We start from the raw sequence: 13,772 nt of genomic DNA, 5'->3' as shown, positions 1-13,772 counted from the left end.
GCTGCAATTCCTACCTAAGTAGTTATTGCTGTTGGTCACTCAGTTTCAATTGAGACTCTAAATTTGTTTGCCTCACTTAGTAAACTAAGCTTGGCTGTTAGAACTCAATCTGTACGAGTGCCCACACAGATGATTGCTTTATATTGTTAAAGAACGCTGCGATTAAAGCGTTAAACTTTATCTCGCTAGGGCTGCGCATACTACGCTTTCCTATTTTTTTGTCAACACTTAATTTTGTTAAACTTGAAAGTTTTCAAAACTAAGTTTTACTAGACTCACTGAGTAGCTCGTGCCTCGCTATGCGTTGGCGTTCCCCGTCTCAGTGGGGTCGCATTATAGGGCGAATCGATTTTAACGCAAGCGTTTTTAAACGCTTTTTTGCATTTAATTCTTACCCCAAAGATACCCCACCCAGAAACACAGGATACCCACAAAACCCTGTGGATAACCTTGCTTTTACCCTGCTATCCTAACGCAGAAACAAAAAAGCACCTTAACATTGGTGCTTTTTATAGAGAGTTTATCTTAATCGTTAATACAAAATGCTATAAAGCTTGCGACGATATTTAGCAGCTAGCGCATCGCCATCAGGTAAAGACGCAATAACAGCCAAGAAGTTTGGCTTAGCCTCATCAAAATTCAGATCTTTCTTAAGAATAGTAAAGAGTGCTTCTAATGCTTCCTCTTTCCTTCCTGCTTCATTAAGTAGGTTACTTAGTTCCATTTGTAATTCAAGCTCATTGGGATGCTTGGCTACTCTTTCTTGCAATGCTTTTATTTCAGGTGAATCAGTTGCCTCTAGCGCAGCCTCACATTTAGCTTTAATGTTATTGAAGTATGCATCTTGATCTTGTGCTTCTATTGTCTCTATTAATGCAGCGGCTTCATCTAGTTTGTGAATCTGTATACATATATCTGCAAGCACTAATTTAATTCTCGCATTACTACTATCTAACTCATACGCTTGCTTAGCATAATTAAACGCGGCATTTAAATCACTATTAACCAGTGCTTGCTTGGCTTGCTCTAATAATAGGTCTTGTTGCGCAGGTAAGTGTTTAGATAGGACATCACGTACTTGGCTTTCTGTTTGTGCACCCGCTAATACATCAACTGGAGCTGAGTCTTTTAATAACACTAAAGTAGGCAAGGTTTGTAAACCTACTTGCTGGGCAAGTTGCGAGGCCAAAGCTTGCTCTGCATCACAATCTAAGTTTGCTACAACTATATAGTTATTATATTCGGCGGCTAGCTTATCTAAAATAGCTGCTTGGCTAATACATTCTGGGCTTTGAGGCGAAAAAAAGTTAAGTAATACTAACTTTTGTTGTGATGTCTCACCTAATACTTGCTGAAGGTTTTGTGCGTTAAGATTAACTATATTGCTCATTGAGTTATTGCCATGTTCATCTATTTAGGTTTTTATATGGTGATGAAGATAATAATTACAAGACATGTGTCTAAATCATTTAAGACACGCATACAATATAAATGAGGGAAATATGAAATTAGTATATGCGAGTGCACTGTGTTTATTAGTTAGCCCATTATTAAGTGCGCAAACACTTAAGCTTGATCTTAATAAAAGTATGCCAGCAATAGAAAAGCTTTATCTAGATTTACACCAGTCACCTGAACTGTCTTATCATGAGCAGCAAACAGGTAAAAAAATGGCTTCGCAGCTTCAAAAGCTTGGGTTTGATGTAACCAATAGCGTTGGCGGTTATGGCGTCGTAGGTATATATAGAAATGGCCAAGGCCCCACCGTTATGATTCGAACTGATACTGATGGCTTACCAATCACAGAACAAACAGGAAAAGCATACGCATCAACTGTTACCACACTAAATAAACAAGGTAGCAAAGTCGGTGTTATGCATGGTTGTGGTCATGATATTCATATGAGTTCATTTATAGGCACCGCGCAACAACTAATTAAAAATAAACAGTCGTGGCAAGGTACTTTAATGATGGTTGCGCAACCGGCTGAAGAAGTTGGGGGTGGTGCAAAAGCAATGCTTAGTGAGGGGTTATTTAGCAAATACGCAAAACCCGATCATATTATAGCTTTACATGTTAGTGCTAGTGTACCTGCAGGAAAAATTGCTCTGAAAAATGAGTACACTATGGCAAGCGTCGACTCAGTTGATATTTCAATAAAAGGCAAAGGAGGCCATGGAGCCTATCCACATACGACTGTTGACCCTGTTATTATTGCTGCTCGCACCATTTTAGCATTACAAACAATTACGAGTCGGGAGTTATCTCCTCTTGAACCATCAGTGATCACTGTTGGATCTATCCATGGCGGCTCAAAACACAATGTAATTTCTGATGAAGTAAAGCTACAACTTACTCTGCGTAGCTATAACCCGGAAGTTAGAAACGCGCAAATTGCTGCGATTAAACGTATTACTGCAGGTATTGCACAAAGTGCAGGTCTAGAAAAAGCGCTCTACCCAGAAGTGTATGTTCATGAAAGTGAATCGATTCCATCTACTTACAATAATCCGGAGCAAACAAATATAGTTAGGAGTGCCATTGCTGATGCAATTGGTGTAAAAAATGTACTTGAAACTAAAGCTGTTATGGCTGGTGAAGACTTTGGACTATATGGTAGAACAGAAGAAAACATCCCCATTACTTTATTTTGGTTAGGCGGAGTTAACCAACAGCAATATACAAATGCGATGAAAAATAACGAAACACTCCCTTCATTACATTCAAGTAAATTTGCTCCCGATTATAAAGTAGCGCTTCCAACAGGAATAACTGCAATGAGCAATGCCGCTGCGGCATTATTCAATCAATAATCTTCAAGGTTATTTTCAAGCCCTGAGTTTAATTTACCGCAGGGCTTTTTTTGTAACTCGACTTTTTATACGGCGCTTTCTTTGTACGTTTAGCAAAACGCTTCTTAGGCGATGTTTTTGGCAAATGTGCAAATACATTACTATCGCAGTTAGTTGCTTGGCTTACAAAATTAGTTAAATCAGCTAGCAAAGGCTGTATAAATTGCTGATAACTCATTGCTTGCTGAGCGATATCTCCTAAACTCGACTCCCATTTTGCAGTTAAATCGGGGCTTGATAACCCCTCAGGTAATACACTAATTAGTGCCAGACCTGTTTCAGTTGCTTTAATTGCTTTTCCTTCACGTTTTAAAAAGCGACGTTTAAATAATAGTTCCATGATACCTGCGCGAGTGGCTTCAGTACCAAGGCCATCTGTCTCTTTTAATATTTTTTTTATTTGCGAGTCTTTTACATAACGGCTAATTCCCGTCATAGCAGCAAGTAAGGTTGCATCGGTAAAATGAGCAGGAGGAGTTGTATGCTTTTGCACCACCTCACCTTTAGTACAGGTAAGTACCATGCCTTTTTCCAAATAAGGCAACGTTGCTTCTTCTTTAAGTTCTGACTTACCCATAAGCAATTTAAAACCCAAGTCTACATCTTGTTTTGCATTAGCTTTGAATAAACCACCCGCTATAGTTACCTCTACCTTGGTTTCGTTATAAATGTAATCGGAATAAAACTGAATTAAATAGTGTCGACTTATTAACTGATAAATTTTTTCTTCATCACTTGCTAAACTCACAGTTTTTAACTGTTTAGCTGTTGGTACAATCGCGTGGTGAGCTGCTACTTTTGAATCGTTAAAACATTTACTTCGTTTTTTTGCATCTGCTCCATTAACAAATTCTGCTTTTTGGCCTCCATTTACTGCAATCGCTTTTAGTATCGCAGCTGCATCTTGGTGATGATCTTTTGGTAAATAACGATTATCTGAGCGTGGGTAAGTAATTAACTTATGACGTTCATATAAAACCTGGCAAATATCGAGCACTTTTTGCGCTGGCAATCCGAACGCTTTAGCGGCATCTATTTGTAAAGCAGACAAATTATAGGGAAGCGGCGCGGTTTGTTTTTTTTGCTTTTGCTCAAGAGCAGTTACGCTTGCTGGTTGATTAGCGATACGTGAAGTTACATTTTCAGCTAAAGCTTTGTTAAGCACTCTGCCCTCTTCATCTTGATAAGGTTCGCACGCTTTACTTGGTATCCACTTAGCAGTAAATGATTGCTCCTTAGGTGTATCAAGGTGAGCAAGTACTTCATAAAATGGTTTTGATACAAAATTTGCTATCTCGTTATCGCGATTAACTACTAGGCCCAAAATGGGTGTTTGCACTCGTCCAACCGACAATACATTACCAAATCCCGCTTTTTGCCCCGCTAATGTGTATGCACGCGTCAAGTTCATGCCAAACAACCAATCAGCACGAGACCGCGCAAGAGCAGAAACACTCAAAGGAATAAAGTCACGGTTAGCACGCATACTATTTAGTGACTTTTTAACTGCCGTTAAGTTTAAGTCACAGATCAGTAAGCGCTGAATATTTTGCTTTTTTGCTTGGCTGATTTTTGCTTGTTCTATTACTTCATCAACTAATAACTGGCCTTCACGGTCAGGATCGCCAGCATGTACAAGTGTTGTTGCTTGTTTGATTAGCTTTTTTAAAATAGTGAGTTGTTTACGAGTTTTAGGCTTTGCTTTAAGTTGCCAATGTTCTGGCACAATAGGTAAATGTTCAAACTGCCACTTTTTAAAACGCTCGTCATAGTCATCGGGTTCTGCTTGTTCGAGCAAATGACCTATGCACCAAGATACACAATCACCATTCGCTACCTCAATATAGCCATCATGCTTTTTATGCGGTTTAGGAAGTGCGTCTGCAATAGCGCGACCCAGCGAGGGTTTTTCAGCAATATAAAGTTTCATAACCAAAAGCTCTAACACTGTTCATATAAACAGTAGTCTAGCATATCATTTTAAAACGAGGGGTGTTTTTGTAGTTATTAACTTAAAGCTTTATTTCGCTTATTAGCAAAAATATATAAAAGGGGAAGATAACACACTACAATAGTGCCAATATTAATTAATGGCAGCAAAGTTTTATACATATAAGTGCTGTACGATAAATCCCAAAGGTGACGGTCAACTAGACGAAACAACTGCAGGATGGGTGCACCAATAACCACAAGTTGGCCCAGTACGCATTGCCACAAATGCAGTTTATCTTTCAGGCCCAAATAAGCAATCAGAGCCATCCACGCTAAATCATTAAATGCCCAAATTATATAACGATATATGTAGGTACCGTCATCAAACTCTTTGATTGATGAATGAATTAAAGCACCAAAAAGAAAAAAAGCGGCTGTTAATAAAGTAAACCTTAAAGCACAAAAATCTTTTCGTAAATAAAAAACAAAAATAGCTGGGCTCAAAAAAAGCATCCAGCTACTGTTTGTAATCTCTAAGACTTTATCAAACCAATCAGGCATGATTACTTAGTAAAATTCGTTTTTTTATCATCGTCATCGCCATTTCCATTACCAGGCATACTACAAAACTTATCCAACATATTCACTCCAGTTTAATTACATCTGTTAATAAAGGTGTATTCTATGCTAAAAAAGTAACAAAACCAATAAATTCTATCTAATATCAATAGGATCTGATTCTTTCGCCTTGCCTTGTAAAATTGATATTTCTACCCGGCGGTTACGTCTTCGATCTTCTCGTGAATCATTCGGCACTAAAGGTCTGGTTTCTGCACGCCCCACGACCATCATTCGAGTTTTATCAAAACCCGCAACTTTTTGCAGCTCACTTGCTACCGCAACAGCTCGTTTAGAGGACAAATCCCAGTTATTAATATAAAGCTCATTAGAGACTTGGAAGTCATCAGTATGACCGGAGACGGTGATCTCCCCGGGAACATCTTTTAGTAACCGGCCAATATCTTGAATGATAGGTTTAAACTGGGGTTGTAAAAACGCACTGCCCGATGGAAACGAACCATTTTCTCTAATACGAATAATGATTTGCTGACCTAATGACTCAAGCTCAATAGCTCCATCAATAATTTGCTTTTCAAGCTGTTGTGCAATTTTTTTAACTAAGTCATTTATTTGCTCTTGATCAGCAGCAGAAACTGAAGGCGCTGAAGCTACTTCTTCAGAGGTGCTGCTAGACTCACCGCCTCGTTTTTCGCCTCGTTGTTCTTGGCGTCCGCCAGCAGAGCTTTCATCGCCCGCCTGAAACTCTAGCATTTGCTGAGTCATTTCAACTGTTTGCTGCTGAATAGTTTCAATGGGGGTCGGCTCAGGCTTACCTGGAGTAAACTCCATTGCAATAACCGAGGTGCCTTTTGGGATATCTTTAACTTCAATTTTATTTTGCACACCAAAAGCAAACTTCATAGAACCTGCAATTTGCTTAAATTTAAGCACATCCATTTCAGAAAACGCGAGTAAGAGTACAAAAAAGCACATTAATAGCGACATTAAATCGGCAAATGTCCCCATCCATGCAGGTAACCCTGGGGGTGGGCATTTACACTCTTCATCAGACATAACTATTCCTCAGTGTTTACCGCGCGTTTAGACTCAGCCAAATAATTTTTCAAGATCCCCTCAATTACTTTAGGGTTTTGGCCATCTTGAATGCCTAATACTGCATCCAAAATAAGTCGCTGGTTCATTGCTTCTTCGTCTTTACGCAATTCAAGTTTTACCTGAATAGGAATGGCGACAACATTCGCCAAAAATGCCCCATACAACGTTGTTAACAAGGCTACAGCCATTGCTGGGCCGATTGCTTTTGGGTCATCCATATTTGATAACATAGCCACCAAACCGATTAATGTACCAATCATCCCCATTGCAGGAGCAATATCACCTAACGATTTAAATAAGCTTGCGCCCATTTCATGGCGAGTTGTAGTGAGGGAAATATCTTTTTGTAATGTAGCGCGCACTACATCTGCATCATGCCCATCTACGAGCATATCAACGCCTTTGCGCATAAATGGATTTGGAATTTCAGCCTCTTCCAATGCTAAAAACCCGCCTTTTCGGGCAGAATCTGCTAGCTCAACCGCCTTTTCAATTAAGGCTTCAGGGGGTTCAATTTTAAACATAAACGCTTTAGCACAAACCTTACCAATGCCTAAAAATTGCGACATAGTAAAATTGGATAAAACGATAAAAAGGGAGCCACCAAATACAATAACCACGGAAGGGGTATTGTAAAACATACCGACTTCGCCGCTACTACTCATAAACATGGACATGACAATTAAGCCAATTGCGCCAAGGATCCCAATAATGGTTGCTAAATCCACATTCCCTCCAAAGGTTTTATATTTTTTCTTCGCAAGCGTTGTTATTAAATGTATATCGGCAAGATACTGAAATACTTAAGTGATTTTTATGATAAACGATAAAATTACGATTAGTCCTATTTTAGATCAACATAGGTAATCAATCTAACTAATCAGAATTTATAATTTAAAAAATAACGCTGAAGCGCAGTAAAACCCAATTAACAGCATTTATCTATCAAAAAAACATAACATTCTTTGACCTAGTTTAGCATTCCCCCTAAAATTGGCGTTTAAATTTATTATGTAAGTTGAAAATAAAGATGGCGACTAAAAAACCTGAAAATTTAAGTTTCGAACAAGCACTAGAAGAACTAACAACAATTGTCAGTGAAATGGAACAAGGTGATTTATCGCTTGAACAGTCTTTAAAGCAATTTGAGCGCGGCATTGCATTAGCCAGTGCGTCTTCCGGTAAACTTCAACAAGCCGAGCAAAAGGTGTCGATATTAATGGGTAATGACGAAAAAGCACCGCTTACTCAATTTAATAACGATATGGAATAATTGTGAGCATAAAAGAACAAATAAAGCTTGCTCAAGATGATGTAGCCAATACTCTCAATCTTTATTTCGAACAACCTCTTGAAAGCGACAACACCATAAAAGAAGCCACCCATTATAGTTTAATGAATGGCGGGAAAAGATTGCGGCCCTTTTTAGTTTATACCACAGGTAAAATGTTAGGTGCTGACAAGCGTGATTTAGATGTACTTGCAGCAGCGATAGAATGCATTCACAGTTATTCATTAGTGCATGACGATTTGCCCGCTATGGATGACGATGATTTACGTCGTGGCCGTCCTACATGTCATATTGTCTATGGTGAAGCACAAGCTATTTTAGCAGGTGACGCACTGCAAACCTTAGCATTTGAGCTTATTGCTAAGCACACATTTAAATGCTCAACAGAAGCTCAGTTAAAAATGATTGCAGAATTAGCCCATGCTTCAGGCTTGCAAGGAATGGTTGCCGGACAAGGCCGCGATATTGCAGCAACAGATAAAGTTATTACGGTTGATGAATTAGAACGTATTCATAAACTTAAAACCGGCGCATTAATAAATTGTGCGATTACTTTGGGCGCACTTTGCGCTCCTAATATTAGCCAACATACTTTAGATAACTTATCTACTTTTGGGTATGCTATTGGGCTGGCCTTTCAGGTTCATGACGACATTTTAGATGTTGAGGGCGACACACTGACTTTAGGTAAGCCTCAAGGGTCAGATATTGCTGCTAATAAAGCGACATACCCCGCTTTATTAGGTATGCTAGGTGCTAAGCAAAAAGCACTAAATTTGATACAGCAAGCCCATGAGGCGTTAGCCAATATTGACGCAGACACGACCGACTTAGCGGCATTGGCAAACTATTTAATTGAACGTGACCATTAAACATGGCTAAAACGTATTAACTCTTAGAACAAAATTATTACTGAATATTAGTTTACCTCTTAAATCTAACTTTTGAGGAAAGTTAATATTAGCGAAGGATATATAAAAAACCATGACACTTGATAGCAGCAAGTATCCATTACTTAATTTGGTGAACGAACCAGTCCACTTGCGAGACTTAGCACAAGATAAGCTTTCTGCATTTAGCCATGAATTGCGTGATTACTTACTCAATTCAGTATCGCAAAGTAGCGGCCATTTAGCGTCTGGTTTAGGAACCGTAGAACTTACCGTTGCATTACATTATGTGTACAACACTCCCGACGACCGTTTAGTTTGGGATGTAGGTCATCAAGCCTACCCACATAAAATACTAACGGGACGTCGTGACCAAATGCACACCATTCGTCAAAAAGATGGATTGCACCCATTTCCATTTAGAGACGAAAGTGAATACGATACGTTTAGTGTTGGCCATTCAAGTACCTCTATTTCAGCGGCGCTGGGTATGTCTATTGCTGCGCAAAAAGAAGGCAGAGGTCGTAAAACAGTGGCGGTGATAGGCGATGGCGCAATTACCGCAGGTATGGCCTTTGAAGCGATGAATCACTTAGGTGATGTTAAATCAGATATGTTGATTATTTTGAACGATAACGAAATGTCGATTTCTGAAAACGTCGGCGCGTTAACCAATCATTTTGCGCGTATTTTATCAGGTAGCTTTTATACCAACATCCGCGAAGGCAGTAAAAAGCTTCTTTCTGGTGTACCGCCGGTAAAAGAACTTGCCAGCCGTATGGAAGAGCACATTAAAGGGATGATGATCCCGGGTACTTTTTTTGAAGAATTAGGCCTAAACTATATTGGTCCAATTGATGGTCATGATGTGAATATGCTGGTTGATACGCTGCGTAACATGCGTAACTTAAAAGGCCCACAACTTTTACATATAAAAACCCAAAAAGGCAAAGGTTACAAGCCCGCAGAAGCCGATCCGATTGGTTATCATGGCGTACCAAAATTTGATCCTGCGACTTCAAGTTTACCGAAATCTAAACCAAGTGCAGCGACTTTCTCAAATGTATTTGGTGATTGGCTTTGCGATATGGCAGAGCAAGACAACAAGTTAATGGCAATTACTCCTGCGATGCGTGAAGGTTCGGGAATGGTGCGCTTTTCTAAAGAACACCCAGAACAATATTTTGATGTGGCAATTGCTGAGCAACACGCTGTAACCCTTGCTGCAGGTTTTGCTTGTGAAGGGTTAAAACCCGTTGTTGCTATCTACTCTAGCTTTTTACAACGTGCGTATGATCAACTAATTCACGACGTTGCATTGCAAAACCTACCGGTATTATTTGCTATTGACCGCGCAGGTATTGTCGGAGCTGATGGTGAAACTCACCAAGGCGCCTATGACCTAAGCTTTATGCGCTGTATTCCTAACATGGTTATTATGGCACCTAGCGATACTAACGAATGCCGTCAAATGCTATACACTGGCTATCAAGCCAATTGCCCAGTAGCTGTGCGTTACCCGCGTGGCAGTGCGGGCACAGCAGAGGTTAAAAGCGCTATGCAACAGCTCGAAATTGGTAAAGCTAACGTAATTAAACAAGGTGCTAAAGTAGCTATATTGTCATTCGGTACCTTGCTTGAAAACGCCCAATTAGCCACTGATGAGCTCAATGCCACTTTAGTTAATATGCGATTTATTAAACCACTTGATACTGGTTTAATTGATGAACTTGTCGCTAACCACGATATCATTGTAACACTTGAAGATAATGCAATTTCTGGTGGTGTAGGTTCGGCAGTTAATGAGTATTTAGCTACTCAAAAAGCGGCTGTAAAAATACTTAACTTAGGTATACCGGATGAATTTATTAAACACGGTACTCAACAGCAAATGCACGATGAAATGGGGTTAGGTGAGCAAGGTATATTAACCTCAATCAAAGCATTTATGAGCTAATACTTATAGTGTTTAATAAAAAAGGAGCCATTGGCTCCTTTTTTATTGCTAACTTTAACCTCTAGCGCATCCACACTTTAATGTCGGCTAAGCCATTACTTTGCAATAGGCCAATCTGCTGTTCAACATTCGGGTTTTGCTCAAACTCAAATGCATCTAATTGCTCATCAAAGGTAATGTTAGCAACGCCATCGCCGCCGCGTTTTTTAACTTGATGCAATGCGATATCAGCTAAATTAATCGATGTTTCCCAGCTAATAACTTGACCACCTAGCAGAGGTAGCGGATAGAAAGACCAACCCACTGACGCTGTTATATTGGTTGTCTCACCGTTAGGAAGTTGGAAGGTATAATCGGCAATAGCTTGGCATAATTCAGATACATAGCTGTCGATTAAATTACACTTAAAATCGCGTAATAACAGTAAAAACTCATCACCACTCCACCGAGCAACATAATCAGAGCCTTGAGTACGCGAGTTAAGTAATGCCGCTACTTGTTGTAAACAGCTATCTCCAGCAATAGGACCATAAGCATCGTTAATGCGGCTAAAGTTATCTAAATTAATAATTAACAACACCAAAGATTTACCCTGAGCCTGCAATGACTGCGAATTACGCTGAAAATGCTCAATATCTTTTGGTAGTTGATCAAACAAGAAACGACGGCTTCTCAGCCCAGTTAGCTCATCAGAGTGACTAACAAGTTTAAGCTGAGAATTTACTTGGTTTAATTTATCATTCGCTTGGCGAAGCTCTAGGGTTCGTTCAGTAATAAGCCCTTCGAGTACTTGTTGCTTACGTCGCTCTTGAACTTTAAATACCCAAAACACTAAATAAAAGAGCAACACAAAACCACTGGTGATCAGTAATCTGAAGTAGATGGTTTCACCAAATCGTTCAGGAACAACAAACGCATATTCGGCTGATTGCGCTTTACCCCAATCCTCACCTTGGCGTTTAGTTTCTAATTCAAATAAAAACATACCAGCGGGTAAATTTGTATAAATTGCTTCTCGACGGGTATTTGCATAGCGCCAATCGTTATCAAGCCCATTAAGTTTATATCTAAACTCAATACTTGCCGGAGCGTAATAATCAATCGCAGTATAGGTAAGTGTTACATCACGCTCATCGGTCTCAAGAACCGGTTTTTCACCTAACGCAGCAGCTGCAAGCTTTCGTGATGGTGTGGTTAAGGTTTCTATAGTTGGTTTAAGCGAACGTAATCCAAATAACTCTACGTCTTTCGGAATTTCCACCACACCTTGTAAGCTGGGGTACCAAATAGAGTTATCCATATCAACCACCGCATCATGGCCTAAGCCATTACAACATTGGCTGGCTTTACCATCGAGCTGACGGTCAAATGAAGAAATCACTTCTTCTACTTTTAAGCTTTCGATGTTGGCTTTAAATTGCTCAACAGGCATGCGGTAAACCCCTTTCATGGTGCTTACCCAAATTCGCTTTGAGGTGTCATCGTATTCTAAACTGAATATGGAACCATATGGCAATCCATTGGCGGCGTCTAGTTGCTGCCATTGCCCTTGTCCACTGCGATAAAACAGGCCATCATTCAACGAGCCAATTAAAATGCCTACCCCTTTTATATGTAAAATACTGGTCACATAAGCGCTTTCCAAAGTGGTTTGGTCACCTATTTTTTCAATTCCTCGCTCAGTAAAGTAATACGCGCCTTTACTGGTGCCAATAACCCCAAAATTTGGTTTATCTAAAACATAGGTTACAAACTTACTGCCTAAAAAAGCATTGTACGCAAAAGGGTTTAAACCATTGTAATTTAAACGATATAATCCTCGCCCGGTGCCTACCCAAAAACCGCCTTTAGTTGAAGTGCTAATTGCAAAAACAGGGTTATCGCTCAATGCACGAGCAGGGAAACTATATAAGGTATTTGATTCGTAGAAAAACAAGCCTCTGCCAGTAGCAACATAAAGGCGATCGCCATCAAATTGCAGGTCATGTACCGAGGCATTTCCATACTTGGCACTATTAATAACATTAATAAAAGTTTTATCGGCATCAAAATAGCCAACGCCACTTTTGTTGGCAATCCATAGCTTACCATCAGGTGATTTACTAATTGCCATTACCGCTTCGGTCATTTTAGAAATGGCAGAATGGCGCTCTATTCGACCTTCGTGAGCAAGCCATAGCCCTTCACTAAAACTCGCTAACCATATGTTATTTTCATCATCTCTAAATATATCAGCAAACCAAATACTCTGATCTAGCTGGCTTGGTTCAACCCACTGCCAATCATTAGATTTAGCTCTAAATAATAAACGTCCATAGGTTGATATCCACAAGCCGCCATTGCCGTCGCTCATAAACTTATACACAGCTGAGTTATTAGCATTGGGAAGTGGAAACGGACGTAGCTCGTCATCTAAATCTAAAAAATAAGCCCCTAACTCAGAAGCTAAGTACAAATTACCATTTAAAAACGATAGATCGTGAACAATGGTTTGCGCTAAACGATCGGGTAAAGCCACTTTAGCGGTTAGTTCTAAGCGTAATTTAGAAAAGTCAGACGAGCTTTGCGTTAAACGTAATAAATTACGGTCGTTAACCAGCCAAATCCCTTCAGGTGAAAGCGCCATTTTACTGACCGATCCCACAATTTGAGTGATAGCTGTGGCGTTTACAATAGGACTAGGGTTATTTAGTTGGTCGCGCAGTTCTATTTGGCCTCTGTCTATATAATAGAGCCCATTAGCTGCTATCCAGATACTGCCTTGAGAATCTTCAAGAATATCTCTTACAGGGCCTTTAATATTAAACTCTTGTGCGGTTAGCTTTTCAGGATCGATAACCACAAGGCCATTTTTAGTGCCTACCCACAATAATCCTTCTCCATCGATCAATAATTTATTAATACCATTGCTGGGTAAAAATAAACTATTTTGGGTATTATAATTAGTGAAGGTATTGCCATCAAAACGGCTTAATCCAAATTGAGTGCCAAGCCACATATAGCCTTGGTTATCTTGTACTACACTTTTTAGGGATTGTGAGGGTAAGCCGTCTTTGATATTCCATTGTTTAACTACGTAATCAGTAATTGAAGCCGTACTTGGCATGGCACATAGCATAAGTACACAAACCAATAAAAATCGCATCATAGTGCTGCCACCTAGTTAAACAAAT

General features: G+C 39.6%; 10 protein-coding genes. 4 read left to right on the top strand and 6 right to left on the bottom strand.

What is annotated here, in order from left to right:
- Positions 1-532: 532 nt before the first annotated feature.
- Positions 533-1,390, bottom strand: a complete 858-nt coding sequence (locus tag FLM47_RS03710; RefSeq protein WP_138605123.1) for a tetratricopeptide repeat protein — start codon at positions 1,388-1,390, stop codon at positions 533-535.
- 112 nt (positions 1,391-1,502) lie between these two features.
- On the opposite strand from FLM47_RS03710, the gene FLM47_RS03705 reads away from it, so the two are divergent.
- Positions 1,503-2,813, top strand: a complete 1,311-nt coding sequence (locus FLM47_RS03705; RefSeq protein WP_178955265.1) for a M20 family metallopeptidase — start codon at positions 1,503-1,505, stop codon at positions 2,811-2,813.
- A gap of 28 nt (positions 2,814-2,841) precedes the next feature.
- Here FLM47_RS03705 and FLM47_RS03700 read toward each other — a convergent pair whose 3' ends face one another.
- From FLM47_RS03700 to pomA, 4 genes are all read right to left on the bottom strand, one after another.
- Entirely contained in the window at positions 2,842-4,782 is a 1,941-nt protein-coding gene (locus FLM47_RS03700) for a DNA topoisomerase III (RefSeq protein ID WP_178955263.1), read from the bottom strand.
- A gap of 77 nt (positions 4,783-4,859) precedes the next feature.
- The gene (locus tag FLM47_RS03695) at positions 4,860-5,345 is read right to left on the bottom strand and encodes a hypothetical protein (protein ID WP_178955261.1); all 486 of its coding nucleotides are present in this window, start codon (positions 5,343-5,345) and stop codon (positions 4,860-4,862) included.
- Between the two features lie 153 nt (positions 5,346-5,498).
- On the bottom strand, positions 5,499-6,419 hold the full coding sequence (locus tag FLM47_RS03690) for a flagellar motor protein MotB (RefSeq protein WP_010390949.1): 921 nt from the start codon (positions 6,417-6,419) through the stop codon (positions 5,499-5,501).
- 2 nt (positions 6,420-6,421) lie between these two features.
- Positions 6,422-7,189 (bottom strand): flagellar motor protein PomA, encoded by a 768-nt coding sequence (gene pomA / locus FLM47_RS03685; RefSeq protein ID WP_010390948.1) that lies wholly within the window; start codon positions 7,187-7,189, stop codon positions 6,422-6,424.
- Between the two features lie 302 nt (positions 7,190-7,491).
- Between pomA and xseB the strand changes: the two genes are divergently transcribed.
- The 3 genes from xseB (at position 7,492) to dxs (ending at position 10,599) form a co-directional block, all read left to right on the top strand.
- Complete coding sequence (gene xseB / locus FLM47_RS03680; RefSeq protein ID WP_138605171.1) at positions 7,492-7,734, top strand: exodeoxyribonuclease VII small subunit; 243 nt, start codon at positions 7,492-7,494, stop codon at positions 7,732-7,734.
- Positions 7,735-7,736: 2 nt separating this feature from the next.
- Complete coding sequence (gene ispA, locus FLM47_RS03675) at positions 7,737-8,624, top strand: (2E,6E)-farnesyl diphosphate synthase (RefSeq protein ID WP_138605173.1); 888 nt, start codon at positions 7,737-7,739, stop codon at positions 8,622-8,624.
- Between the two features lie 112 nt (positions 8,625-8,736).
- Positions 8,737-10,599 carry a 1-deoxy-D-xylulose-5-phosphate synthase gene (gene dxs, locus FLM47_RS03670; RefSeq protein WP_178955259.1) on the top strand — a complete coding sequence of 621 codons (1,863 nt, stop codon included), beginning with the start codon at positions 8,737-8,739 and terminating at the stop codon, positions 10,597-10,599.
- Positions 10,600-10,660: 61 nt separating this feature from the next.
- On the opposite strand, the gene FLM47_RS03665 is transcribed toward dxs, so the two are convergent.
- A complete protein-coding gene (locus tag FLM47_RS03665) occupies positions 10,661-13,747 on the bottom strand; it encodes a ligand-binding sensor domain-containing diguanylate cyclase (RefSeq protein WP_138605177.1) in 3,087 nt (1,028 codons plus the stop codon).
- Positions 13,748-13,772: the final 25 nt, after the last annotated feature.

The sequence above is a fragment of the Pseudoalteromonas sp. Scap06 genome (genome assembly GCF_013394165.1).
Taxonomy (GTDB): domain Bacteria; phylum Pseudomonadota; class Gammaproteobacteria; order Enterobacterales; family Alteromonadaceae; genus Pseudoalteromonas.
The sequence above is the reverse complement of the archived record's forward strand: the minus strand, read 5'-3'. Positions and strand labels throughout refer to the sequence as shown.